This window comes from Aquimonas sp., assembly GCF_044377145.1.
Lineage (GTDB): Bacteria > Pseudomonadota > Gammaproteobacteria > Xanthomonadales > Xanthomonadaceae > Aquimonas.
In genome coordinates this window covers 1-26,434 of the sequence record NZ_JBILJQ010000002.1, presented here as the reverse complement: position 1 = coordinate 26,434, position 26,434 = coordinate 1, and the positions used below count along the sequence as shown (strand labels likewise).

Here is a 26,434-nt window from a genome sequence, read left to right as displayed (position 1 = left end):
CCATCGCACATCATCGAGTTGTCCTGGCCATGATCGATTTCGTCGAGTACGTCGTCTCCGAACTCAAGCACAAACGCTTGTCCAAACAGGAGGCGCTGGGGTTGATCCGCCAGCACGGAGGTGGCGTCGCCCGCGCTGCGGCGGCGCTGCATCCGCTGCTGCACCGGAACACCTCTGAGCTGGGCCAACTGAGCTTTGCGATCCGCTTCGATGGCAGTGAGTTCTTTCTACGCGATCACCGCGTCGCCGGATCCAGCGTGCTACCTGCGGTGGCCTACCTGGAAATGGCGCGTGCGGCCTTGGCCCTGGCGTTGCCAGAAGAAGCCGGCCAGGGCCAACTGGAATTGCGTGATCTGGTGTGGGCGCAGCCTGTGCGTGTGCCCGGACAGTCCGAACTCAGTCTGCTCATTGATGAAGATGCATCGCCCGGATCGCTCAACATCGAAGTGTGCAGTGCTGCTGATTATCTGCACTTCAAGGCACAGGCGCGTTTCGTCTCGGCCGCCGCGGCGCCTGCGGTTTCGATCGATGTTCTGAAATCCGACTGCAGCTCCGGGCAGGAAAGCGGCGAGCAGCTCTATACAGCGATTGCCCGCGCCGGCATCGAGCTGGGGCCGGCGCAGCGTGGCGTGCGCAGGCTCTGGCTAGGCCAGGGGCAAGTGCTGGCCGAACTGCATTTGCCGGAAAGCGTCGTGGCGACGGCACAGGACTACGTCCTGCATCCCAGCCTGCTCGACAGTGCCGTGCAGGCCGCTATGCGCTTGCTGGCCCACGACGATGAGAACGCCGGCACACCGCTGCCCTTCGCTCTGGATCGTCTGCAGGTGCTAGGCCCGTGTGAACCCACGATGTGGGCGCGTGCCCGACTGGAACTGGGGCACGCGCAGGCCGAGGCCCGGATCGCCCGTCTTGATATCGACCTCTACGCTGCCAATGGCGAATTGCGCCTGCGCATGCAGGGCCTTTCAGCGCGGCGCCTGTCAGCCGCTGCCAGTGCACCGAGCCAGGACGGCCTGTTGCTGGCTGAGCCCTGCTGGGAAGCGGAGCTGTCTGCACAGGTGCCTTCTGTCTTGCCGCGGCGTCTGCTGTTGTGCTGCCTACCGGGGCTGGACGTGGACCGCTTGGCCAAACTGTCCCAATCGGCTCAGGGCGGTTGCCATCTGGTCGGCACGGCCACCGCCCTGCCGCAGAGCTATACGGAAGCCGTGCTGGCCTTGTTCGACGAGCTCAAAGCCTTGCTCGGGCGTCCTGGCGGACTGCCGTGTCTGCTGCAGGTAGTCGTGCCCGAGGGCGTCGACGCCGCTGTCTTCGAAGGACTCTCGGGCCTGCTGCAGACCGCGCAGCAGGAGCAGCCGAACCTGCACGCGCAGTTGCTGCGGGTGCCTGCGGACATCGCGATCGACACCCTGGCGGCGTGGCTGGTGGAAGAGGCGACCCATCCGCAGGAACCCTTGATCTGGCGCGACCAGGAGCAACGCCGAGTGCGTCGCTGGCGCGAGCTTGATCCAGCGAGCACGCACGATGATGGCGGGGTCGCGCTGCGCACCGACGGTGTCTATCTGATCACCGGCGGCCTCGGCGGCCTGGGCAGTTTGTTTGCGCATCGGCTGTTGGCGCAGGGACCGTCTGTACAGGTACTGCTGTGCGGAAGGGCGTCGGCCTCAGAGGAGATCGCGCAGCGACTGCAGTCTGAGTTCGGCGAGACCGCGGCGCGTGTCCACTACGACAGGCTCGACCCCGCGGATCGCAGCCAATGCGAGGAGGTGCTGGCCGCCGCAGTCGCCAGGTTCGGCCGCCTGGACGGCATCCTGCACGCCGCAGGCACGACGCGCGACGACTTCATTCAGCGCAAGCGGGCCGAGGACGTGCGCGCGGTGCTCGCGCCCAAGGTGGACGGCTGCGTACACCTCGACCACGCCAGCCGCGATCTGGCGCTGGATTTCCTGCTGCTGTTTTCGTCGGGCGTTTCGGCATTCGGCAATAGCGGCCAGGCCGACTATGCCGCCGCCAATGGATTCATGGACGGTTTCGCCGAATACCGCAACGCACTGCGATCGCGCGGTGTACGCCAGGGCCTGTGCCTGTCCATCCACTGGCCGCTGTGGCAGCACGGCGGCATGCGCGTGGATGCGGGCAATCAGGCGCACTTGGAGCGTCGCAGCGGCATGCGCGCAATGAGCACAGCGCAAGGCATGCAGGCCTTCGAACTCGCCCTGCAGCGCAAGCTGCCACGCCTGCTGGTGGTGGCGGGTCGCCTGCCGCTTTTGCGCGCCTACCTGCTGGCCGCACCGGGCAGTCCCACCGGCAGTCGCAACGGGGAGCCAGACAGGTTCGAGTCTTCGCCGCCTGCGCAGGCCGCCATGGACCTGTTGCCTCGCACCATCGCCTACCTGCGTACGCAGTTCGCCGAGGTCCTGAAGCTCGCGCCACAGCGGATCGAGCCCGATACCGCGTTTGAGCGCTACGGCATCGATTCGATCCTGGCCATGGACTTGACCAGCGCGCTGGAAGTCGGACTGGGTTCGCTGCCGAAGACGTTGTTCTTCGAAAATCAAAGCCTGCGCGAACTCGCTCAGACCCTGGTCGAGCGGCATGCCGCGCCCTTGTCCGCCCTGTTGGCGCCGCGTGTACAGGCCGCGCCGGTTGCGCAGGTAGCAGCCGCAGCGCCCGCTGCGCCATCGGCGGAGACGCAAAGCACTCGCAGAGGACGGCGCCGGCCACAGCGGCTACCCGGTGGCGCAGGCCAGGCTGAGCCCATCGCCATCGTCGGCATCAGCGGCCGCTATCCGCAGTCCGATGACCTGGATGCGTTCTGGGACAACCTGCGCGCGGGCCGCGACTGCATCACCGAGGTGCCCCAGCAGCGCTGGGACTGGCGCGAGTATTTCAGTGAAGACCGCAGCGTCGAGGGCCATCACTACAGCAAATGGGGCGGCTTCATCTCGGGCGTCGATGAGTTCGACCCACTGTTCTTCGCGATTCCGCCGGTCGGCGCCGAACTGATCGATCCACAGGAACGCCTGTTCCTGCAGCACGCCTGGATGGCGATCGAAGACGCCGGCTATACCCGCGCCGGGCTGCGTGCAGCGGCGCTTGAGGAGCAACAGGGACAGGTTGGCGTCTACGTCGGCGTCATGTATGGCGAGTACCAATTGCTCGGCGCTGAATCCAGCCTGCTGGGGCGTCGCGTCGGCGTGCCACAAAGCTATGCCAGCATCGCCAACCGGGTGTCTTACGTGCTCAACCTGCACGGCCCGAGCATGACGCTCGACACCATGTGTTCGTCTTCGCTCACCGCCCTGCATCTGGCCTGCCAGGACCTGCGCCAAGGGCGTATCTGCGCGGCGCTCGCCGGTGGCGTCAATATCAGCATCCATCCGAACAAATACCTGATCCTGAGTGCGGGCCAGTTCATCTCCAGCGACGGCCATTGCCAGAGCTTCGGAGAAGGCGGAGACGGCTACATTCCCGGTGAGGGCGTTGGCGTGGTGGTGCTGAAGCGTCTGTCTGACGCCGAGCGCGACGGTGACACCATCCATGGCCTGATCCTCGGTTCGGCGCTCAACCACGGCGGCCGCACCAATGGCTATTCGGTGCCCAACCCGAAGGCCCAAGCGGCAGTGATCGCACGCGCGCTGCGCGAAAGCGGCGTGCGGCCGCAGCAGGTCGGCTATGTCGAGGCCCATGGCACCGGCACCAAACTCGGCGATCCGATCGAGATCGCCGCACTCACCCAGGTGTTCCGCGCCGACACCGAGGCCACTCAGTTCTGCGCGATCGGCTCGGCCAAGTCGAACATCGGCCACTGCGAATCGGCCGCTGGCATCGCCGGGCTCTCCAAGGTGCTGCTGCAGATGCGCCATGGCCAGTTGGTGCCGTCGCTGCATTCGGCGGTACTGAATCCGCACATCGATTTCGCCGCCACTCCGTTCGTGGTCAATCAGACCCTGCGCCCCTGGCCGGCCCCGGAAGTCGAGGGCCGTGTCCTGCCGCGTGTGGCCGGCCTGTCCTCGTTCGGTGCCGGCGGCTCCAATGCCCATGTGCTGGTGCAGGAGTATGTGGACCGTCGACCGCGCAACACGGGCCCTGAGGCGCCCGTCCTGCTGCCGCTGTCGGCGCGTACGCCGGCGCAATTGCGGTTCAAGGTGGAGCAGTTGCTGGCCTGGCTGCAAGGCCAGCCCGAGGCTCCCGATCTGCAGGCGCTGGCGCACACCCTGCAAACCGGTCGCGAGGACATGGACCAGCGTCTTGCCTGGGTGCTCACCTCGCCCGAGCAATTGCAGGCTGCGCTCGTCGCCTGGTTGGAGCCGACCCCATCCCCCTGCGCCTGCTATCAGGGCCAAGCCAGTGCCGCCGGTGAAGGCCTGTCCGTCCTGGCGGAGGATGAAGACTTCCTGCAGGCGGTGGACCGCTGGATCGCACGGCGCAAACTCGACAAGCTGGCCGAGCTGTGGGTGCAGGGCCTGCGCATCGATTGGACTCGCCTGTACGCAGAGTCGCGACCGCAGCGCCTGCGCCTGCCAACCTATCCATTTGCGCGCGAGCGCTATTGGTTGCAGTTGCCACGCCCGCGTCAGGAGGCGCTTCGCGCGGCCCTGCACCCGCTGCTGCAGGCCAACACCTCGGACCTGTTCCAGCAACGCTATGCGGCCCACCTGCGCGGCAGCGAATACTTCCTCGCGGATCACCAGGTTCAAGCCGCGGGCGAGTCTGGCCAGCGCGTGTTGCCCGGTGTCGCCTATCTGGAAATGGCGCGCGCCGCCCTCGCTCAGGCGCTGTCACTGGACAGCACCGCGCCCATCGAACTGCACAATGTGGCCTGGCTGCAGCCGCTGCAGGTGGCGCAGCCGCTGGATCTTGAGCTGCAGTTGGAACCGCTGGCCGATGACCGCTTCGAGTTCCGCATCGAGAGCCGCGAGTCCGGCGAATCCGTGCTGCATTGTCAGGGCCTTGCGCTGGTCAGCCACTCCGACCCTGGCGGCAATGAGCAGCGGCTCGACCTCCCCGCCCTGCGTGCGCGACTGCCGCGCCAGGTAGACACCGGCCGGCTGTATGCCAGCTACGCCAGCATGGGCCTGCACTACGGTCCGCGCATGCGCGCCTTGACCACCATCCTGCTGGGCCAGGGTGAACTGCTGGCCGAATTGGAACTGCCGGCCCAGGCCGATCCGGACCCGCGCTGGTACCTGCCGCCGGCCCTGCTCGACAGCGCCCTGCAGTCAGCACTTGCCTTGCTGCCGGACTTTGATGCCGGCGATACGCCGGCTCTGCCCTTCGCTCTCGATGCACTGCACATTCTGCAGCCGTGTCCGCACCGGCTGTACGCCTGGGTGCGCGACTCGGCCAGCGACCCCGCCACCGGGCGCGAGGGCTTGCGCAAGCTCGATCTGGATTTGTGCGATGCGCAGGGCGTGCTCTGCCTGAGCCTGCGTGGCCTGAGTTCACGCCCACTGAAGCCCGCCATCGAGCACGGCCTGCTGCTGGCACGACGCGAGTGGCTCAGCCTGCCGGCCGCCGAACCGGTCACTGCCACTGGGGCAGCGGTTGCGACGGGTGCCGGGCATCGCGTGCTGCTCTGCGACCTGCCCGAACTGGACATCGCCGCACTTCGCGTGGCCCTCCCGGATGCGCAGCTGCACGTTGTCGACGGCAGCGGCCCGGGCGACAACCGCGGCCGCGGCAGTGCGCAAGACTTCGAAGCCGCCGTGCTTGACAGCCTGAGTCATCTGCAGGCGCTGTTGCAGCAATCGGGTGAACATCGCCAGCCTCTGCACCTGGTGGTCGGCTGTCGCGAGGGCGACAGTCTCAAGGCGGGTCTGAGCGGACTGCTCGACAGCGCCCGCCAGGAACAGCCGGCATTGCAGGCGCAATTACTGCTGTGCCCGCACGATACCCAGGCCGAGCAACTGGCCCGCTGGTTGGCCCAGGCGCAGGCCTATCCACAGTGTTCGCAGCTGCGCTTCAGCCACGCCGCAGCCCTGCCGCAGCGACCGCAATGGAGCGCCTTGGAGCACATTTCAGCCTCTGGCAGCGCCTGGCGCAGCTACGGCGTGTACCTGATCACCGGGGGGCTGGGTGGGCTGGGCGTGCTGTGCGCTCGCGAAATCCTCAGCCAGGCCGAACATTCGGTGGTGGTACTGAGCGGTCGCGCCGCCCTGGAGGAGCAGCACGAGCCGCGCCTGCTCGCCCTGCGTCAGGAGCTGCAACTCGCCACCGGGCGCCTGTGCTACCTGCAGCTGGACCTGGCCGACGCAGCAGCGGTTGAAGCCGGCGTGGCTGCACTGCTGCAACGGCATGGCCGCCTGGACGGCGTGTTGCACAGCGCCGGCACCACCCGTGATCGACTGCTGCTGCACAAGAGTGCGACCGAGGTGGCCGAGGTGCTGGCACCCAAGGTGGCCGGCAGCGTGAATCTGGATGCCGCCACGGCGAGTTTGCCGCTGGATTTCTTCGTGCTGTTCTCCTCGCTGTCGGCCTTCGCGGGCAATGCTGGCCAAGCCGACTATGCCGCTGCCAACGCCTTCATGGATCGCTTCGCCACGCAGCGCAATCGCCTGGTCGAACAAGGGCTCCGGCGCGGTCGCAGCGTCTCGATCCTGTGGCCGCTGTGGCAGGACGGCGGCATGCAGCTGGATGCGGATGCGATCACGCGCATGCGGCGTCTGACTGGCCTGGAGCCGCTGCAGACCGAGGTTGGTCTGCGCGCCCTGCAACAGGCCCTGCTGCTGGGCTGCGATCAGGTGCTGGTGGCCGAGGGTGAACTTTCGCGACTGCAAGCCAGCCTGCTGGCCGCGCCGCGGCTGGCGCCCAGGTCCTCGCCCGTACCGCCAAAGACCGTCACCGCATTTGCTCCAGCCCCGGCTCGCTCGGCGCTTCCAGCAGAGGCCGGAGACCCGCTGCTGCGGCTGCAGGCCTTCCTGGTCGAGGCCTTCGCAAGCCTGCTGCAGATCGATCCGCAGCAGATCGATCCACGCGCGCCGCTGGAGAACTACGGCATCGATTCGGTTTTGGCGATGAAGCTGATCCAGTCTCTGGAACAGCACTTCGGCAACCTCTCCAAGACCCTGCTGTTCGAGTATCAGAATCTGGCCGCACTGGCCACGCACCTGCTGAAGTCTCACCCACAGATCGTGCGCGAACGGATTCTGGGCGAGCGCGCAGCCGGACAAGCTGCCGAGATGCCAGCAGGCGCGCCTGCACCGACAGTACGCGCGACAACTGCCGGCGCAGGGCCCGCACCTAGCGCTGCCCGCGCACTGCGGCTGGGCGCCAGCCGACACGTTGCCAGCGCCCCATCGACTGTGCCTGAGGACCGGATCGCCATCGTCGGTCTGGCCGGACGCTACCCGCAGGCGGACAGCTTGCGCGAGTTCTGGCGCAATCTCGCCGGAGGGCGCGACTGCATCAGCGAAGTCCCGGCCGAGCGCTGGGACCACGCCCAGTACTTCGAGCCGACTCGCCACCAGCCCGGCAAGACCTACAGCAAGTGGGGTGGTTTCCTGTCTGGCATCGACCGCTTCGATGCTCTGTTCTTCAACATCTCGCCCAAGGAAGCCGAGCTCATCGATCCGCAGGAGCGGCTGTTCCTGGAGACGGTCTGGCACACGGTGGAAGACGCCGGCTACAGCCGCGAAAGCCTGGCGGGCCGCCAGGTCGGCGTGTACGTCGGCGTGATGTGGGGTCAATACGAACTGTATGCGGGCGAGGGCGTGCACGGCCTGCCGAGTTCGTCCTTCGCCTCGGTGGCCAATCGGGTGTCCTACTTCTTCGACTTCCACGGCCCCAGCCTGGCGGTGGACAGCATGTGCTCGTCCTCGTTGAGCGCCCTGCATCTGGCCTGCGAGGCCCTGCGCCAGGGCAGCGTGGAGTTGGCCATCGCCGGTGGCGTCAATGTCACGCTGCATCCCAACAAGTACCTGAGCCTCAGTCAGGGCGGATTCGCATCCAGCGATGGGCGTTGCCGCAGCTTTGGCGCCGGCGGCGATGGCTACGTGCCCGGTGAAGGCGTCGGTGCGGTGCTGCTGAAGCCACTGCAGCGCGCCCTGGCCGACGGCGACGCAATCTATGGCCTGGTTCGTGCCAGCGCCCTCAACCATGGCGGCAAGACCAATGGCTACACCGTGCCCAACCCGGTGGCGCAGGGCGACCTGATCCGCGCCGCGCTGCAGCGTGCCGGCCTCGGCTTGGGCGAACTCGACTACATCGAAACCCATGGCACCGGCACCTCCCTGGGCGATCCGATCGAGATCAACGGACTGCTGCGTGCCTGGGGCGAAGCGCCTCACGCAAATCACCAGCTGCCGATCGGTTCGGTGAAGTCGAACATCGGCCATCTGGAATCGGCTGCGGGAATCGCCGCGCTCAGCAAGGTCTTGCTGCAGTTCGAGCATGGGCAGTTGCTGCCCTCCCTGCATTCCGAGCCCGGCAATCCGCACATCGACTTCGCCTCCACTCCGTTCCGGGTGCAGACCACGCTGGCCGACTGGCCCCGCCCCGCGGGGCGGGCGCGTCGTGCTGGCATCAGCTCGTTCGGTGCCGGGGGCGCCAATGCGCACCTGATCGTTGAGGAGTTCATCGATCCGCGCCCAGGCGCGGCAGCCAGCGGCGAAGCTGAGCTGTGCCTGCTCTCCGCACGCACGTCGGCACAGCTGCGGGAGCAGGCCGAGCACTTGATCGAGGCCCTGCAGCTCGACCCGAGCGCGGCGCTGGCGGATATCGCCACCACCCTGCAACTGGGTCGCAGCGCCTTTGCCGAACGCTTGGTCCTGCAGGTGGGCGATCGTGAGGAACTGCTGGCCCGCCTGCGGCAGTGGTTGCAGACGCCCAGCGCGCCACTCGCTGGCGTGCTCAGCGGACGCATCGATCCGCGCCGCATGGACGACCCCATCCGCCTCACCCAGGTCCTGCAGCAGCGCGATCTGGCGGCCTTGGCCCAGGCCTGGGTGGCAGGCGCCGAGATCGATTGGACTGCACTGCCGCGCGCGCGGGCGCCGCGGCGCATCCGCCTGCCGGGCTATCCCTTTGCCCGCGAGCGCCATTGGATTGCTGGCGCGACGGTTGAATTGGATCGCGCAGCGCCGACGGACGGGCAGGCGGCGCACTTCCAGCCCAGCGCCCTGACTGCACTCGCACCGCAGCCGGCCACTCCGAGCACTCCGCAGCTGCTCCACCTGCGCGGCGCTTGGCAGCCGAGCGAACTCGCGGCGTCCGCAGCGATCTCGGCGGGGGCGACCCTGCTGCTGGGCCTGCCGGGCCCTCTGTTGGATGCCGTGCAGGAGGCTTTACGAGCCGAGCTGCGGGGGTCGGCGTGCGTGCGTGCGCGGCCGGCGCGCAGCTTCCGTCGGCAGTCCCGGCTGAGCTATCGGCTGGACTACAGCGAGCCGGACTTCGCGCGCCTGTTCAATGCGCTGGAAGAAGACGATCTGCGCCCCATGCGCTTTGTGCAGGTGCTGGAAGACGCGCCGAATCGCGGCGAACTGCTGGAGCGCGGACTGTTCTCCCTGCACGCCCTGTGCAGAACCTTGCTGGCCCGCAAGCCGCAGGCGCGCCTGCAAATCCTGCTGCTGGGACAGCATGCCGAGTCCGAACAAGCCGCCCTGCACGAAGCACTGGCAGCCTACCTGGGCAGCCTGGCGCAGGAGAATCCGCGGTTCGAATGGAAGCTGGTCTGCGCCGCACCCGAACTCGACCTCGGCCTGCTGGCGCAGCGCCTCAGCGACGAACTGAACTCTCCGCAAAACTGGAACCAGGAACTGCGCTATCTGCGCGCCGGCGAGATGCCTACCGGTGGGTCGGACACCGCACCGCCTGCGCTGCATCGTGAGCTGCGCGTGATCGAAGCCGTGCCGAGCGCGCGCGCAGACCAGGACACAGCAACCGGCCTGCGCCAGGCCGGCGTGTACGTCATCAGCGGCGGTCTGGGCGGGCTCGGCTATCTGTTCGCCGAGTCTCTGCGCCGGCAGTGCGATGCGCGTCTGGTCCTGACCGGGCGTTCACCACTCGACGCGGCCGCCCGCGAGCGCTTGGCCGCGCTCGACCCCAGTGGCGAGGTGGTGCTGTACATCCAGGCCGACGTGGCCGAGCGGGCCGAGGTGCATGCTGCACTGGAGACCGCGCGGCAGCGCTTCGGCGCAGTGCACGGGGTGTTCCACAGTGCCGGTGTGTTGCGCGATGCCTATGTGCTGCAGAAATCACGCGAGGATCTGCAGGCCGTGCTGGCGGCCAAGCTGCAGGGCTGCATCAACCTGGACCGTGCCACGCGCCGCGATGCCCTGGATCTGTTCGTCCTGTTCTCATCGGTGGCGGCGGTGTTCGGCAATGCCGGCCAGGCCGACTACGCCTTCGCCAACCGATTCCTCGATGGCTTTGCCGAGCGTCGTCAGCAACGTGTGGCCGCAGGCGAACGCCAGGGCCGCAGCCTGTCGATCAACTGGCCGTACTGGGCCGAGGGCGGCATGCAACTGGATACCGAGGCGCTCGCACGCATGCGCCGGCAGTACGGTTTCGAGCCGCTGCCCAGCGCGCTCGGCCTGGACTTTCTGCAGCAGGCACTGGCCGCTGAGGGCAGTCAGCACATCGCTCTGTATGGCCAAGCGGCGCTGCTGCGCGCGCGCCTGTGGCCAGGCCAGGCTGCACAGTTCGCGAGCGCCCCACCGCTGTCGGCCCCCCTTGCACAAGGGCAGGGCACAGCGGAGAGCTCAATCGCTGCGATCGAGTCCTATCTCAAGGGCTTGCTGGGTGAGCAGATCAAGCTGTTGCCCGATCGCATCGACAGCGAGGAGCGCTTCGAATCCTACGGGCTCGATTCGATGATGGTGGGCCGCTTGAACGATCGCCTGCAGGCGGATCTGGGCGAACTGCCGCGCACCCTGTTCTACGAGTACGCCAGCATCGCCGAACTGGCCGCGCATCTGCAGGCCGTCGCCGCACCCGCACTGGCCCGCTGCCTGCGGAGTGAGCCTGATTTGCCAGTGCGCGCTGCTGCGCCCCACCCCACGCAGACACAACCGAACCCGGGGGAAGTTGAGGCCATCGCAGTCGCGCCGGGCACGCATACAACGCGGGCAGTGCGTAGCGAGCCGCCGCCTGGCGAAGCCGAGCGCTACGCCATCGTCGGTGTGCATGTGCGTCTGCCTGGAGCCGACACCCTGCACGCGCTCTGGCAGGCCCTGAGCAGCGGCGCTGATCTGGTTCGCCGCGTGCCCCGCGAACGCTGGGACGCCGAACAGTTGTTCGATCCGGATCCTGAAGGCCGCGGCATCTACTGTCGCGACGGCGCCTTTCTGGAGGATGTCGACGCTTTCGATGCCGAGTTCTTCGGCATCAACGAAGAAGACGCCCCGTTGATCGATCCGCAGGAGCGGCTGTTCCTGCAATCGGCCTGGGCCGCGTTCGAAGATGCTGGCTACACCCGCGACGAGCTGAAGCGTCGCCACCCTGCTTCTGAGCGGCCTGGCGCTGGCGCGGCGGTGGGGGTGTTTGTCGGCGTGACTACGCGCACCTATGCACTGCTGGATACCGGCACGCCTGAAAGAGTGCCAGAGCGGGTGCCGGGCAGCATGGATTGGTCGATCGCCAATCGGGTGTCCTATGTGTTCGACTTCCAGGGCCCCAGCCTGCCGGTGGATACCGCCTGCTCGTCCTCCCTGGTGGCGATCCACCAGGCCTGCGAAAGCCTGCGTCGCGGCGAATGCCAAGTGGCCCTGGCGGGCGGCGTCAACCTGTATCTGCACCCGAGCAAGTACCGCTCCCTGTGTGGCCGCCGCATGCTCGCTGAACAGGGGCGCTGCCGCAGCTTCGGCGCGGGCGACGATGGATTTGTCCCGGGCGAGGGCGTCGGCGCCTTCGTCATCAAACCCTTGGCGCAGGCCGAGGCCGATGGCGACCACATCTATGCGCTGATCGCTGGCAGCGCCTGCGCACACGCAGGGCGCTCGAACGGCTATTCGGCCCCCAGTCCACAGGCCCAGGGCGAGTTGATTGCCGGCCTGCTGCAACGCAGTGGGATCGCGGCTGAAAAAGTCGGCTATGTGGAGGCCCACGGTACTGGTACTCAGTTGGGTGACAGCCTGGAGGTCGCCGCGTTGAGCCAGGCCTTCCGCCGCAGCAGTGAGGCCCGGCAGTTCTGCGCGCTCGGCTCGGTCAAGTCCAATCTCGGCCACGCCGAGGCTGCCGCCGGTATCGCCGGCATGGCCAAACTGCTGCTGCAACTACGCCACCGACAGATCGCCGCCACCCTGCACTGCCAGCCGCCCAATCCCGATCTGGATCTGCAGCGCTCCCCGTTCCGCCTGCCCCTGCAGTTGGAGCCCTGGCCGGTAGCCGCCGGTGAGCCGCGGCGCGCCTTGATCAATGGCTTCGGCGCCGGTGGCGTCAACGCCAGTCTGCTGCTGGAGGAGTACCTGCCAGCACCGGCAACGGTGGAGCACACCGGGCCGCAGCTGATCCTGCTGTCGGCGCGTGATGAGGCACGTCTGCGCGAGCAGGTGCAGGCCCTGCATGCAAGGCTGGCCAACGACGACGCGCTGGATCTGTGCCGCTTGGCCTGCACCCTGCAGCGCGGCCGCGAAGCTATGCCTCAGCGCCTGGCGGCCGTGGTGCCTGATCGCAGCGCGCTGCAAATGCTGTTGGCCCGCTACCTCGCCGAAGGCGAGGGCGCAGACCTGTGGCTGGGTCGCGTCGAGCCGCATCAGCGGCGGCGCCCGAGTGCCCCGCAGCGCATGGAGGCACACAGCCTGTACGTCGCCGGCGAGTTTGCTGCTCTGGCCGAACGCTGGATCGGCGGCGAACAACTCGACTGGCTGGAGCTGCAGTCTGCTCAGCGCGTACAGCGCTTGCCCCTGCCGACCTATCCGTTCGAGCGTCGTCGCTACTGGCTGCAGGTACCGCCCGCAAATGCGCCATCGACTGCGCCTGCGAGCGGACTGCATCCCCTGCTGCGAGCCAATGTCTCGACCCTGCAGCAGACCGCCTTCAGTGCCGAGTTGAGCGCCCACGCCTGGTATGCACTCGACCATCAGGTGCAGGGGCAAGCCGTGCTGGCCGGCGCCATCCAGTTGGAGATCGCCTGCGTCAGTGCAGCCATGGCCAGCGAGCAGCCCGTGCGGCGCATCGAAGACCTGGTGTGGATGCAGCCGTTGGTGCTCGGTGAGGAAAGGTCCAACCTCAAGGCCCTGCTGCGCAGCAATGGCCTGGGCGTGGACTGCCTGCTGGTCTCGGGCACGGGCGACGGGGAGCGCGTACTGCACAGCGAGGCCCGCCTGATCTGCGGTGAATCCGAGCTGCAGGCGCCAGCACCGGTGGACCTGCACAGCCTGCGCGAGCGCGCCCTGCGCCAGTTGGATGGCGGGCAGTGCTATCGCCAGCTGGCCGCGCACGGGCTGGTCTACGGACCAGGCTTCCGAACCCTGCGCGAGCTGCACATCGGTGCCGACTACGCGCTGGCGCGGCTGGAACTGGCAGCCGAACGTCTGTGCGACTTCGATCAGTACCTGCTGCATCCCAGCCTGATCGATGGCGCCCTGCAAAGCGTGCTTGGGCTGGCGAGCCCGGGCAGCGGCCCGCTGTTGCCGTTCGCAATCGATGCCATCGAACTGCATCGCCCCCTTCTGCCGCAGTGCCTGGTGCTGGTCGAGCCTGCCCGCGCGGCCAGCATCGGCAGTGAGATCCGGCAGTTCGACCTGCGCATTCTCAACGGTCGTGGCGAACTGTTGCTGCTGCTGCGCAATTTCTACGTCCGTGGCCTCGCCAGCGCGACGGCACCCGCGCAGGCACGAGCGTTGGAGCCGGCTGAATGAGCAGGCCGGTATGAACCAGGCAGTACTGCAGAACCGCCCCGATTCCTCGCCCCGAGTTTTTCTGATCGAGGTCGAACGGGGGCGCATGAAGAACAACAATTACCTGATCGTCGATCCGTCCAGCCGGCAGGCCGTGCTGGTCGACCCGGCCTGGCAGGTCGACAAGCTGCAGGCAACTATCGCTGCGGCCGATGCACAGGTGAGCGGGATCCTGCTCACTCACGCCCATTACGACCACATCGATCTCGCACGCCCATTGGCCGAGTTCTACAACTGCCCGATCTGGATGTCCGCGCAGGAAGTGGCGCACTCGGGCTTCGGCGCCCCCAGCCTGCAGCCGATTGACGAACGGCCCTGGCAGGTCGGTGGCCTGTGGATCGAACCTATCCTCACCCCCGGCCACACGCCGGGCTGCGTGTGCTTTCGGATCGGCGACAACCTGTTCACTGGCGATGTGTTGTTCGCCGAGGGCTGCGGCATCTGCACCAGCGTCGACGCGGCCCATCAGATGTTTGACAGCCTGGAAATGCTCAAGCGCAGGCTGCCCCCGCAGGTGCATGTGTTTCCTGGGCATACCTATGTCCGCCCACCTGGGCAGCGCTTCGGCGATGTGCAGGGTTTCAACATGTATTTGCAGTTTCGCGACCGCGACTCGTTCGCCGCCTATCGCCTGCGCCGCGGGCAAAGCGCCCAGTCCCTGCTCAATTTCCGCTGATTCGCACGCCCTGGCAGGCCCTGCGTCTGCTGCCTAATCCCCTGATTGGAGAACACCCGTGGTCCAGGTTGGAATCGAAGCGATGAATGCCTTTGCCGGCACCGCCTTTTTGGATGTCAAGAAACTCGCGGCCCATCGCGGCCTCGACATGAGCCGGTTCGAGAATCTGCTCATGAAGGAAAAATCCGTGGCACTGCCCTGCGAAGATCCAATCACCTATGCAGTCAATGCCGCCAAGCCGCTAATCGACGCGCTGTCGCCGGAGGAACGCGACCGTATCGAAATGGTCATTACCTGTACGGAATCCGCCTTCGACTTCGGCAAATCGATGAGTACCTACTGCCACGATCTGCTTGGCCTCAATCGCAACTGCCGACTGTTCGAGCTGAAGAACGCCTGCTATTCGGGCGTGGCGGGCCTGCAGATGGCGATCAATTTTGTGCTGTCACAGACCTCGCCGGGTGCCAAGGTGTTGGTGATCGCCACCGACATCTCCCGCTTCATGGTCGAAGAAGGCGGCGAGGCCTTGTCGGCCGACTGGTCCTTTGCCGAGCCCAGCAGCGGCTCCGGCGCTGTGGCGATGTTGATCAGCGACCGCCCCCACGTGTTCCAGATCGATGTCGGAGCCAACGGCTACTACGGCTATGAGGTGATGGACACCTGCCGGCCTTCCACCGATGGCGATGCCGGCGATACCGATCTGTCTCTGCTCTCCTACCTGACCTGCTGCGAGAACGCGTATCTGGAGTACCAGAAGCGCGTGGAGGGCGCGGATTTCAGCCATACCTTCGGATATCTGGCGTACCACACGCCCTTCGGCGGCATGGTCAAGGGCGCACACCGCAACATGCTGCGCAAGCTGGTTAAGGCCAAGCCTGACCAGATCGAGGCAGATTTCAACAAGCGCGTCACCCCGGGCCTGCAGCACTGCCAACGGGTCGGCAACATCATGGGCGCCACTGCAGCCCTGTCCTTGGCCAGCACCATTGAGCATGGCGATTTCGAACTGCCGCAGCGGGTCGGCGTGTTCTCCTATGGCTCCGGCTGCTGCTCTGAGTTCTTCAGCGGCATTGCTCGCAAGGAAGGTCAGGAGCGTCTGCGCGCGCAGGGCATCGGCGCCCGTCTGGATCGTCGTCACGAGCTGAGCATGCCGCAGTACGACGAGCTGCTTGAGCGCAGCCGCGCGATCAAATTCGGCACCCGCAACATGGAGCCCGATACCAGCTTCGTGCCGGAGGCCTACCGGGCCCTTGGGCAGCCGGTGTTGTTCCTGAAGCAGATCCGGGAGTTCCATCGCGAGTACGAGTGGATCTCATGAGCACGGCGTATTCGACGATCCGTCTGCGCATCGAGGACGGCGTGGGCTTCCTGCAACTGCATCGGCCCGAAGCCGGCAACGCGATCAACGACCGCCTGGTGGTGGAATTGGCTCAGGCTCTGGACACGCTTGAGCACGAGGTCGGCGTGATCGTGCTGGAGGGCCAGCCCGAAGTGTTCTGCGCCGGCGCCGACTTCGCGGAAATCCAGGCAGCACAGGTCCAGGATGGGCCCGCGCAGGCCAAGCCCGCGCAGGATCCCAAACCGCTGTACGCACTCTGGCGGCGGCTCGCGCTGGGGCCCTGCATCAGCCTGGCGCATGTGCGCGGGAGGGCCAACGCCGGCGGTGTCGGTTTTGTCTCCGCCTGCGACATCGTACTGGCTGATAACAGCGCGAGCTTTGGCTTGTCCGAGCTGCTGTTCGGGCTGATGCCGGCCTGCGTGCTGCCCTTCCTGATTCGTCGGGTCGGGCCGGCGCGAGCCAACTTTATGACTCTGAGCACCCAGCCGATCCAAGCCACCCAGGCCCGCGACTGGGGTCTTGTGGATGCCTGCGAAGACAACAGCGCAGCCCTGCTGCGCCGACAGTTGCGCCGCCTGCGCTGCCTGGATCGGGGGGCGATCGCCCGCTACAAGCGCTACGCCGCCGAGCTCGACAGCCTGATCGATCGCGCGTGTGCGCCGGCCCTGGCCGCCAACCATGAAGTGTTCAGTGATCTCACCAATCTGGCCGGAATTTCGCGCTACGTGGAGACCGGTCGCTTCCCCTGGGAGACACACTGATGTCGGCGTCCGTGCAGGCTCCGGGAACACCGATGTCCGTGGTCGAGATGGTCGATCTCGAACCCGGCATCGTGCGGGTGACCATGCAGGACCGCGTGCACAAGAACACCTTCACCGACGCCTTGATCGCCGGCCTGAGTGAGGCCTTTGCGCAGATCGCCGAGCGTGGCGACTGCAAGGTGGTGATCCTGACCGGATACGACAGCTATTTCTCCAGCGGCGGCACCCAGGAAGGCCTGCGTGAGTTGTACGAGGGGCGCATCCAGTTCACCGACAAGGACCTCTACAGTCTGGCCCTGAACTGTCCGATCCCGGTGGTGGCCGCCATGCAGGGGCATGGCATTGGTGGCGGCTTCGTGCTCGGTCTGTTCGCCGACTTGGTGGTGCTGGCTCGCGAGAGTGTCTACACGGCCAACTTCATGAAGTACGGCTTCACACCGGGCATGGGTTCGACCCTGATCCTGCCGCACAAGCTCGGCCCTGCGCTGGCGACCGAGATGATGCTGGGCGCCGGCACCTACCGCGGCGAGGACCTGAAGCTGCGTGGCGTGCCGTTTACTGTGCTGCCTCGGGAGCAGGTGCAGGCGCACGCGCTGGAACTCGCACGCAGCCTGGCCGAGAAGCCACGAGTCTCGCTGGTCGCGCTGAAGGATGAATTGGTGTCCGAGCTGCGCGCCCAACTGCCTGTCTGCATCGAACGGGAAGTCGCCCTGCACGCGCAGACCTTTCACCAGCCGGAAGTCCGGCAGCGCATCGAGTCTCTGTTCGGCCGCTGATCCTTGCATGCCGAGCCTGTCGAGTTGCACGCGATCACCGGGAGCCAACACGCCGCTCGATCCATCCCGTCACGATCTATCCCGCCCCTTCCGATGTCCCAAGGAGTCCACCATGCAGAGCCGTGAAGCCATCTTCGAAATCATCGTCCGCCACACCCTGGAAGTGCTGCCTGCACTTGAAGGGCGCAGCCTGCAACCCAGCGATTCGCTGCGCGCGCTCGGCGCCAACTCGATCGACCGCGCCGACATCATCATGATGACCTTGGAGACCCTGTCCCTGGACGTGCCCCTGGTGGATATGGCCAAGGCCGAAAACATGGGCGAGTTGGCCGGCATCCTCCATGCCCGTGTCTGAGCCCGCGCCCCTCGTCAGCGGGCTTGGCGTCTGTTCGGCCATCGGCCAGGGCCAGCAGGCCTTCTCGCAAGCTTTACTGGCCGGTGCTCAGCGTTTTGCGCCGATGCGCCGGCCCGGCCGGCAGCGGCCAGCGCCGGAAGGCGGCAGCGCGCTGAGTTATCTGGGCGCGGAAATCGAACAACTGCAGGTGCCGGCCGAGCTGCCGGCACGCTCACTGCGCACCGCCTCACTCTCGGCGCAGGTGGCAGTGACGACCCTGCACGAGGCCTGGGCAGATGCCGCGCTCGATGGCATCGATCCGCTGCGTATCGGTCTGGTGGTGGGCGGTTCCAACCTGCAGCAGCGCGAGTTGGTTTGCCAGCACGAGCACTATCGCGGACGCGAGGCCTTCCTGCGCCCGACCTACGGGCTGAGCTTCATGGACAGCGACCTGTGCGGACTCGCCACCGAACTGTTCCCGATCCGCGGCTTCGCGCATACGCTGGGCAGCGCGTCGGCCAGCGGCCAGGTGGCCGTGATAGAGGCGATGCGCGCGGTGCATAGTGGCCGCGTCGACATCTGCATCGCGCTCGGTGGCCTGATGGACCTGTCCTACTGGGAGTGCCAGGGCCTGCGTTCACTGGGCGCGATGGGAAGTGATCGCTATGCCAGCGAACCAACGCTGGCCTGTCGCCCGTTCGACCGCGATCGCGATGGATTCATCTACGGCGAGTCCTGCGCTGCCGTGGTGGTCGAATCCGAATCGTCCTTGCAGCAGCGCCGCCGCAGCGCCTATGCGCGCCTGAGTGGCTGGGGCCTGAGCCTGGACGGCAATCGAAATCCCAATCCTTCGGTAGAGGGCGAACTCGCAGCCATTGCGCAGGCCCTGAGCAGGGCAGGGGTCGAGGCCTCCCAGGTCGACTATCTGAATCCGCACGGTACCGGCTCGCCACTGGGCGACGTGACCGAATTGGAGGCCTTGCGCCGCGCGGGCCTGCATGGCGTGCGCCTGAACACCACCAAGTCGATCACCGGGCATGGCCTGAGTGCGGCGGGTGCGGTCGAGCTGGTGGCCGTGCTCCTGCAGATGCGCGCTGGAAAGCTGCATCCCTGCCGCAATCTCGAACACCCGATCGATGCGGATTTCGATTGGGTCGGCGTTAGCGCCGAGCCCCACCCGATCCGCACCGCACTGAATCTCAGCATGGGCTTCGGTGGCATCAACAGCGCGGTCTGCATCCAGGCCGTTTGACCCTGCAGGCGCACCGCCTGCTCCCCTTCGTCTGTCATTCGGAGTCGCAATGAAGACCTATATGTTTCCTGGCCAGGGTTCACAGGCCAAAGGAATGGGCGCCGGCCTGTTCGAGCGCTTTCCCGAGTTGTGCGAGCGCGCCGACGCCGTGCTGGGCTATTCGATCCGCGAGCTGTGTCTTGAGGATCCGCAGGAGCGCCTGGGCAAGACCCAGTACACCCAACCGGCCCTGTATGTGGTCAATGCCTTGAGCGGCTATGCGCGCATCGAAGACGCAGGCCGCCCTGACTTTCTGGCCGGCCACAGTTTGGGCGAATTCAATGCCCTGTTGGCCGCTGGCTGTTTCGACTTCGAAACCGGCCTGCGCCTGGTGCAGAAGCGCGGGGAGCTGATGGGCCAGGTGGTCGGCGGCGGCATGGCGGCCGTGCTGAATGCGAGCCGCGAGCAAATCGAACAGATCCTTGCCGACAACGGCCTTTCCAACCTGTCACTGGCCAACTACAACTCGCCGTCGCAGATCGTGATCTCCGGCCTGGCCGAGGAAATCGCGCGTGCTCGCGAGTGCTTCAAGCAAGGCAAGATCCGCTTCTACCCCCTGAACACCAGCGGCGCCTTCCACTCGGCCTATATGCGTGAGTCGATGGAGGCCTTCCGGGCTTTCCTGCAGGAGTTCGAGTTTGTATCGCCCGCGATACCGGTGATCGCCAATGTCAGCGCGCGCCCCTACCAGGCCGGTGCCCTGCTCGACACCCTCGCGCGGCAGATCGCCAACACGGTGCAATGGTCGGACAGCGTCCAGTACCTGCTGGCACTGGCCCAGGCACGCAATGAGCCGATCGAGTTCGTCGAACTCGGCCCGGGTGAGGTGCTGACCCGCCTGGTCGAAGCGATCCGCCAGCAGACCCCGGCGACGCGGATCGAGCAAATTCTGAGCGAGGAGAAGCTTGCCTCAGCGCAGCGCAATGCCGTCGAGGTGCCAACGCCAGCCACGATCGCGCCGACTGTCAGCGCGCCGACGCAGGTCGGGGCCACACCTGCGCATCAGCTCGCGGCTGAAGGCAAGATTGCGCACTGGAACCAACAGCACCCGGTCGGCACCGCCGTGCGCTCCAAGCTGCTGCCCGAGCAGGCTCTGGAAACTCGCAGCGAGGCTGTACTGCTGTTCGGCCATCGCGCCGCGGTCTATCTGAAGGGCTACAACGGCTACTTCGACCTCGACGAGCTCAGCGCCGCCTGATGCCGAGCAGGATCTTCGCGCTCTCCGACATCCACGTCGACTACGAGGCCAACGCCCGCTGGATCCAGGGCCTGTCGCGCCAGGACTACCGCCAGGATGTGTTGATCCTGGCGGGCGATGTCAGCCATCGGCAAGCCCTGTTGCGGACAAGCTTGCAGGCCCTGGTGGCCTGCTTCCAGCAGGTATTGTTCGTGCCCGGCAACCACGATCTGTGGGTGCCGGGCGAGCCCGGCAGAACCTCGCTGGACAAGTTCGAGGAGGTGCAGCGCACCGCCGCCGAGTGCGGGGTACAGACCGCTGCCTGCCGGGTCGGCGATACCCTGCTGGTGCCTCTGCTGGGCTGGTATGACTACAGTTTCGGCGCGCCCAGCGAGGAACTGCTGCGAACCTGGGCCGACTATCGGGCCTGCTGCTGGCCAGAGCTGGAAATGGCCGAAGTGGCCCTGCTGTTCGAGCGCATGAATCGGCTACCCGCGCGCCATGATGTGAAGACCGTGATCAGCTATTCACACTTTCTGCCGCGCATCGATCTGGTGCCGAGCTATGTGCCTACGCGTCATCGCGTACTCGATCCGGTGCTCGGCAGTGTGCGCATCGAGCAGCAGCTGCGCAGACTGCAGCCAGACATCCACGTATACGGCCACAGCCACATCAACCGCTCGCTGAAAATCGATGGAGTGCGCTACATCAACAACGCCTACGGCTATCCGCAGGAAGACGTCATCGCAGCCAAGCGCCTGCTGTGTATCCATGAGACGGCCTGAGCTCGAGCCCGGGAGAATCGACCTCTGGCTCTGCCGCTACCAGAGCATCCACGATCCACGTCTGCTGCAGCACTATCTGGGCCTGCTGAACCCCACCGAGCGTGAGCGCCAGCAGCGCTTCCATTTCGCTGACGATCGTCAGCGCTACCTGCTCACCCGGGCCCTGGTGCGCTGCGTGCTGTCGCGCTACGCCACGGTCGCCCCTGCCGACTGGCGCTTCGCTGAGAACGCCTACGGCCGGCCGGCCATCGACCCAGCTCACGGCAGTGATCTGGAGTTCAACCTCTCGCACACTCGCGGCCTGATTGCGCTGGCGGTGGCACGGCGGCGCGTCTTTGGCATCGACGTTGAGAATCTCGCCGAACGCCAGCCCTCACTCGGAATCGCCGACCGCTTCTTCTCGGCAGAGGAGGCCGCAGCGCTAGCGAAATTGCCCGGCGCACTGCAGCAGCGGCGCTTCTTCGAGTACTGGACCTTCAAGGAGGCCTACATCAAGGCGCGTGGCATGGGCCTGTCCCTGCCGCTGGATCGCTTCAGTTTCCGCTTTCCAGCGGACGATGGAGTGCAACTGCAGATACATCCAGAACTGAACGATCCAGCGGAGCGCTGGCAGCTCTGGCAACTGGCACCCAGCGACTCCTGCCTGCTCGCCCTGTGTGCCGAACGAGCGTCCGCACCGACTCTTCTGCGGGCGCGGCAGATCATTCCTGACGTCCACGACGAAGCGCTGGACTTGCCCCCACTGCGCTGCGGTGGATTCGGACCTACTGCCTAGCCAGGCACGATCATCCGTAGCCACGACGCGCATACCTCCTCGCCGCTCGCATACGTGCGCCAGTGGTTCACCGCATCGCTGCACTCGCATTGAGAGCGCCTGCTCCGCAGCACGCGCGGTCAATCGCGGGCGGAGAACAATTCATGGCCGAAGGTCTTCCGGCTGCGATCTATGGGCTCGCTATCAGCATGTGGGCGAAGCGCTGTGCGATCACCGGATCCAGACCGTGCGCAGCCGGCAGGATCGCCATGCGCAGGGCCAGTTCGCGCACCTTGGCACGCTCCTCCGGGTGCTGGGCACAGTGTTGCAGCAGGCTCTGCGTCTGCTGATCGAGCTCCGCGCTGGCAGCCAGCCAGCGTGGATCCATGCGCGGCACTCGCGAGAAGCGCGCGGCGTTCATCGCCTCCGGACGCCAGCGAAAACTCAGTGCGCTGCCATCGTGGTTGGCCTCGATCGACAAGGTCTGGCCGGCATCGACCTCAAGCTCAGCAACGAACTGCAGGGCCTGCTTCCAATGCAGGGTCGAGCCAGGGGCATTCGACAGCTGGCCCTCGCCGTCCAGCTGCAGGTCGAACCAGAACAGCACCGCACTGGCCACGCCGGACTCGATGACGACAGGCGATAACTCGCGCGTAGCGGGGCTGAGGTCGGCCTGTGCGAAATCGAACGCGAACACTTCGATGGGTGCGCAGAGCGGCCGATAGGGCAGGCAGGCCGCGTCCACATTGCTGTAGCCAGGGCTTGCCAGATAGGGGTTGAGCAGGCTGGCGTCGATACCCAGTACGCGTTCGAAGCGGTACTCCACCACTTGCGCGAACAGCCGCGCTGCGCGGGGCAGATAGCGCGCATGCGCTGCAAGCAGATGTTCACGGGCATAGGCCAGAAAATGCAGGATGCCCTCACCCAGCAGGCCACAGTCGAACAATTCGAACAGCGCCAGGTCCGCGCGCTGCGGCAGGTCCTCCGGCAGTTTCAGTTGCCGGCAGTCCTTGCCCACGATCCGAATCTGTTCGGCCAGCCCATTGGCCGCCACGATATCGCCCGCGATCTTGGCCAGCGCTGGACTGCGTTCGCAGCCAAGGACCTGCTCGGCGCCGGCGCGCGCCGCCAGCATCGACAACAGCCCACAGCCCGCGCCGATGTCCAGCACCCGTGCCTTCGGCGCGACCGCAAGCTCCCGCGCGATGGCATCGGCATAGGCCCGGTTGCGCTGCGCATCGCCCAGCATCGGGCCGAACCAACTCGGCAAGGGGGGCTCGCGTACCGCTTCGTTGCCAAACGGCAGGCGCAAACGCAGGCGCTGCTCGCGCACAGCGATCTGCACCTGCAAGGGATGCTCAACGGCGACCTCGACAGGTCCCACGTGCTGCACGGCGGGGCGCAGAGAGCGCAGCGGGCTGTCAGGTGCGGAGCTCAGCGTCTGCGTGCCGAGGTCCAGCTCGAACCAGTACAGCAAGGCGTCAACACGGCCCGCGCGCAGCACCGGCAAGGCCAACTCCCAATTGCACTCATGGAAGTCCGCAAAATCGATGCGGCCGGCACTGACCGGCGCACTCAGCGCCGACCACAGCGCGGGATCGGCATCCAGCGGCTGCGGATACAGGCTCCAGCGCAGCGGTGCCAGCGCCTCAAGGGCGAAAGGCGCTTGCGGATAGCGCCATTCGATCGCCATCACGAACACCTGGGCAGACGCCGGCAAGACACGCAGTGCCTGATCCGCCGGCAGCCCCTGCGCGAACTCACGCACAGCCTGCACGATGCCAGTGCCCAGCAGGCTATGGTCGATGCCCGGGAACACCAGGCAATCACCGTCACCAGCCGCAATGTGCTCGGCGCACTCGATAGAGAATCTCTCGCTGAACTGTTCGAAGGCCGCCTGGCGAGCGGCAGCCGCCTGCTCGGCATCCGCCGGCTGTGCATCTAGCTGCACTGCATCGAGTTCGCCCGGCAGCCAATGCGCTAGAAAGTGCTTCTGCGCCATGCCCTGAACGATCCGCGCCTGCAGTGGATGATCTTCCACACAGCGCACCTGCTGAGCACCGGCTTGCAGCGCGCGCAGAGCGAACACCCCGAGTTCGCTGCCGCGAAAGCAGGGCCGGGCCCCCGATAGCCCATCCAGAACCGGCTGCCAGGCCGCCAGCCACTGTGGATCCTGCAGACGCTGCAGGCTGTGTCGCGGTGCGTGCTGGCCGCTGTAGCGGCGCAACAGCTGACGCAGACCTTCGACGCGAAAGTCCTCTGCATCGACGGGCAGTTCTGGCGCATCGAACACATCCGGGCTCACGCCCTTGAAGGTCTGCGTATCGGCTTCGGCAGCAGCCGCTGCGGCCTGTGCTTGCAGGAGGGCCTGCTCGATCGCTTGCTCCAGGGCCTGCCCCGCTGCAGGCTCCACGGACCGCAGGCGCCGCGCGGCCTGCAAGGCTTCGCTCAGGCGCCCTAGCCCCTGCAGCAGACGCGCGCAGGCGGAAAGATGCTCGGGGTGGTCGGGCTCAAGCCGCAGCAGTTGCTCGCGATAGCCCAGCGCGGCTTCGTCCTGCCCCTGCTGCTCGCACTGCTCGGCCATATGCTGCAGATACGGTCTGGCGGCATGCAGCAGGTTGTCGGGCACGCGCGTCAACGCGGCCTGCATGTGCTCGGCATCGCCGGAATGCAGGGCGGCTTCGAGTTCACGGCTCCACTCGTTCATGCACAGTGTCCTCAGGCCAGCGCGAGCACGGCGGCGAGATTGCGGGCGTCCTGACCGTAGGGGGTCAGGGTGGCATGTGCGCTGGATGCCGAGTCCTTCGGCAAGGCGTACTTGACGAAGGTCGCCAAAGTGCCGGACGGGCCCAGGTCGACGTACCGGTGCGGCCCCTGCGCCTCCAATGCCGCCAGCGCCTCGCGGAAGCGGATCGGATGTCGCACCACATGCCAGAAGTCCTCGGCCCCCAGCCGGTCGAGCGCGGCCGCGCGTGCACAGCAGATCAGCGGCAGGCGCGGCGGGCGCACGGGCAGCCCGCCCATGAAGGCCCGGAAGTCGTCGCGAGCAGCATCGATCCAGCGCGAATGAAATGCGTAGGACACCGCCAGACGCTGATGACTGATGCCCCGGCGCTTCAACTCGGCTTCGATCGGTTCCAGCGACGGCAGGGCGGCGGCGACGGCGAAGTGACCCTCAAAATTCAGCGCGGCCAGTTCGCTGTGCTCGCTGAGGAAGGGCTCTGCGTAGAGCGCCGGTGTGGCGAGAATGGCGATCATGCCGCCCCGTTCGCAATGGGCCTCGAAGGCTTTGGCCTGGTGGATCACAGCAGCCAGCGCATCCTCGACATCCACGCTGCCGGCGATCACCGCCGCCACGAACGTGCCCAGGCTGGCACCGAGCACAAGATCCGGACGCAGGCCGCCCGCGATCAGCCGTTGCGCCAGCGCGTACTCGAACATGAAAATCGCCGGATGCGTAAGCAGTGTGCGGTCGAACACATCGGCCTTGCCACCGGCCAGCACCGCATCGAGTACGCGTTTGCCGGAGATTCTTCTGGCGACCTCATCCAGGCTGTGCAGGCAGTCGCGAAAGCCCGGGTCCTGCTCCAGCAGTTGCCTGCCCATCTGGTAATAGTGCGAACCCTGGCCAGAGAACATGAAAACCGTGCGCGCGCTTTGCATGGATCAACCTGTGCGAGGGGCGAGCGGGCGACCATAGCGGATCCGGATGTAATCCGCACGACGCGCTTCCCAGCGCAATTGTCATGTAGGCACGCTCGGTTCCGTCTGTGGGTCGGGGCTTTCGGACAGGCCGTCCCTGGCCTGTCGACAACCCTCGCCGGCATCCCTGCCAGCGACCCTTCGGGCTGATCGACCGCCTCCCGCCGCTCCCCAGGGGCCCCGTGGAAGAGCGCGGGCTCCTGCCCGCAGAAGCCGCGCTGTCGTAGCAGAATCTCGGCCTGCATACTGAGGGTGTAACCGCATGAAGTTCGACAACATGACGCAAGTTGACGACTACACATGGCGGCTGGAACCAGGGTTCGATTCGTTGCAACCGCTCGAAGCGCTGTTCGATGCGCTGCGCGAGGGCTCGCAGCGTGACCTCCTGTTTCGCGGCCAGAGGGACGCAAGCTGGTCGATCAACTCGACCTTTGCCCGCAGTGACGAGACCCAGAAACAGATCAGGACGGCTGAGGGTGTCGAGCAAGCCTACAAGCGCTTCTATTTCGATCAACTCGCTCGCAATGTGCCCTCGGACGAACTGCAGCGTTCAAGAAGCGAAGACAAACACTATGAGCTTCATCGACGCATGCAGCAGCATCCAGAAGACTTCGATGAGGACTGCCGTCGCACCGGCACTCTCCTGATCGACTGGTCGCGATGCTTCAAGGTCGCGCTCGCGTTCGCATGTGACAGACCATCGAACGATGGGCTTTCCGCTGAAGGCGTGCTCTACATAGTCGACCCGCAGAAACTCACCCCCAGCTTCTGGAAAAAGCCACTCATCGAGGCGTTCCGCCGCCTGTTCGAGGAAGCTGCTCGCGGAAGCTTCAGCATCCCAGCGCTCTTGATACACCCCAGACTGGGGCAAGAGTATCTGCCCTACGCGCCTACACTCCACGAGACAGTGACGCAGCACGTTATCTCTCATTCTAGGGCGGCTTTGTTCGGAGACTCCCATGCCAAAGCCGTTGCGGGTTCGCCCGCCAGAAACATCTTCCGCC

General features: G+C 66.2%; 13 protein-coding genes. 11 read left to right on the top strand and 2 right to left on the bottom strand.

The features are described from left to right. Positions 1-29 precede the first annotated feature (29 nt). From ACIQ7H_RS01240 to ACIQ7H_RS01195, 10 genes are all read left to right on the top strand, one after another. Positions 30-13,796 (top strand): SDR family NAD(P)-dependent oxidoreductase, encoded by a 13,767-nt coding sequence (locus ACIQ7H_RS01240; protein ID WP_395787551.1) that lies wholly within the window; start codon positions 30-32, stop codon positions 13,794-13,796. A gap of 10 nt (positions 13,797-13,806) precedes the next feature. Then, a complete protein-coding gene (locus tag ACIQ7H_RS01235) occupies positions 13,807-14,511 on the top strand; it encodes an MBL fold metallo-hydrolase (RefSeq protein ID WP_395787549.1) in 705 nt (234 codons plus the stop codon). 58 nt (positions 14,512-14,569) lie between these two features. Continuing rightward, positions 14,570-15,829 (top strand): hydroxymethylglutaryl-CoA synthase family protein, encoded by a 1,260-nt coding sequence (locus ACIQ7H_RS01230; RefSeq protein ID WP_395787546.1) that lies wholly within the window; start codon positions 14,570-14,572, stop codon positions 15,827-15,829. Beyond that, the gene (locus tag ACIQ7H_RS01225) at positions 15,826-16,611 is read left to right on the top strand and encodes an enoyl-CoA hydratase/isomerase (protein WP_395787544.1); all 786 of its coding nucleotides are present in this window, start codon (positions 15,826-15,828) and stop codon (positions 16,609-16,611) included. Before ACIQ7H_RS01230 ends, ACIQ7H_RS01225 begins: the two co-directional genes overlap by 4 nt. Beyond that, positions 16,611-17,387: a polyketide synthase gene (locus ACIQ7H_RS01220; RefSeq protein ID WP_395787542.1), complete on the top strand. Its 777-nt coding sequence runs from the start codon at positions 16,611-16,613 to the stop codon at positions 17,385-17,387. The genes ACIQ7H_RS01225 and ACIQ7H_RS01220 overlap by 1 nt, the downstream gene beginning before the upstream one ends. Positions 17,388-17,499: 112 nt before the next feature. Further along, on the top strand, positions 17,500-17,742 hold the full coding sequence (locus tag ACIQ7H_RS01215; RefSeq protein WP_395787540.1) for an acyl carrier protein: 243 nt from the start codon (positions 17,500-17,502) through the stop codon (positions 17,740-17,742). Then, a complete protein-coding gene (locus ACIQ7H_RS01210; RefSeq protein ID WP_395787538.1) occupies positions 17,729-18,973 on the top strand; it encodes a beta-ketoacyl synthase N-terminal-like domain-containing protein in 1,245 nt (414 codons plus the stop codon). The genes ACIQ7H_RS01215 and ACIQ7H_RS01210 overlap by 14 nt, the downstream gene beginning before the upstream one ends. 49 nt (positions 18,974-19,022) lie before the next feature. Next, a complete protein-coding gene (gene fabD, locus ACIQ7H_RS01205; protein WP_395787536.1) occupies positions 19,023-20,210 on the top strand; it encodes an ACP S-malonyltransferase in 1,188 nt (395 codons plus the stop codon). Next, positions 20,210-20,974 (top strand): metallophosphoesterase, encoded by a 765-nt coding sequence (locus ACIQ7H_RS01200; protein WP_395787534.1) that lies wholly within the window; start codon positions 20,210-20,212, stop codon positions 20,972-20,974. Before fabD ends, ACIQ7H_RS01200 begins: the two co-directional genes overlap by 1 nt. Continuing rightward, positions 20,961-21,749 carry a 4'-phosphopantetheinyl transferase family protein gene (locus tag ACIQ7H_RS01195; protein ID WP_395787532.1) on the top strand — a complete coding sequence of 263 codons (789 nt, stop codon included), beginning with the start codon at positions 20,961-20,963 and terminating at the stop codon, positions 21,747-21,749. Before ACIQ7H_RS01200 ends, ACIQ7H_RS01195 begins: the two co-directional genes overlap by 14 nt. 169 nt (positions 21,750-21,918) lie before the next feature. Here ACIQ7H_RS01195 and ACIQ7H_RS01190 read toward each other — a convergent pair whose 3' ends face one another. Further along, positions 21,919-24,435: a 50S ribosomal protein L11 methyltransferase gene (locus tag ACIQ7H_RS01190; RefSeq protein ID WP_395787530.1), complete on the bottom strand. Its 2,517-nt coding sequence runs from the start codon at positions 24,433-24,435 to the stop codon at positions 21,919-21,921. An 11-nt stretch (positions 24,436-24,446) separates the two neighbouring features. Next, positions 24,447-25,391 carry an acyltransferase domain-containing protein gene (locus tag ACIQ7H_RS01185; protein ID WP_395787529.1) on the bottom strand — a complete coding sequence of 315 codons (945 nt, stop codon included), beginning with the start codon at positions 25,389-25,391 and terminating at the stop codon, positions 24,447-24,449. A gap of 301 nt (positions 25,392-25,692) precedes the next feature. Between ACIQ7H_RS01185 and ACIQ7H_RS01180 the strand changes: the two genes are divergently transcribed. Beyond that, on the top strand, positions 25,693-26,434 hold a 742-nt coding region (locus ACIQ7H_RS01180; RefSeq protein ID WP_395787527.1), incomplete at its 3' end, for an FRG domain-containing protein.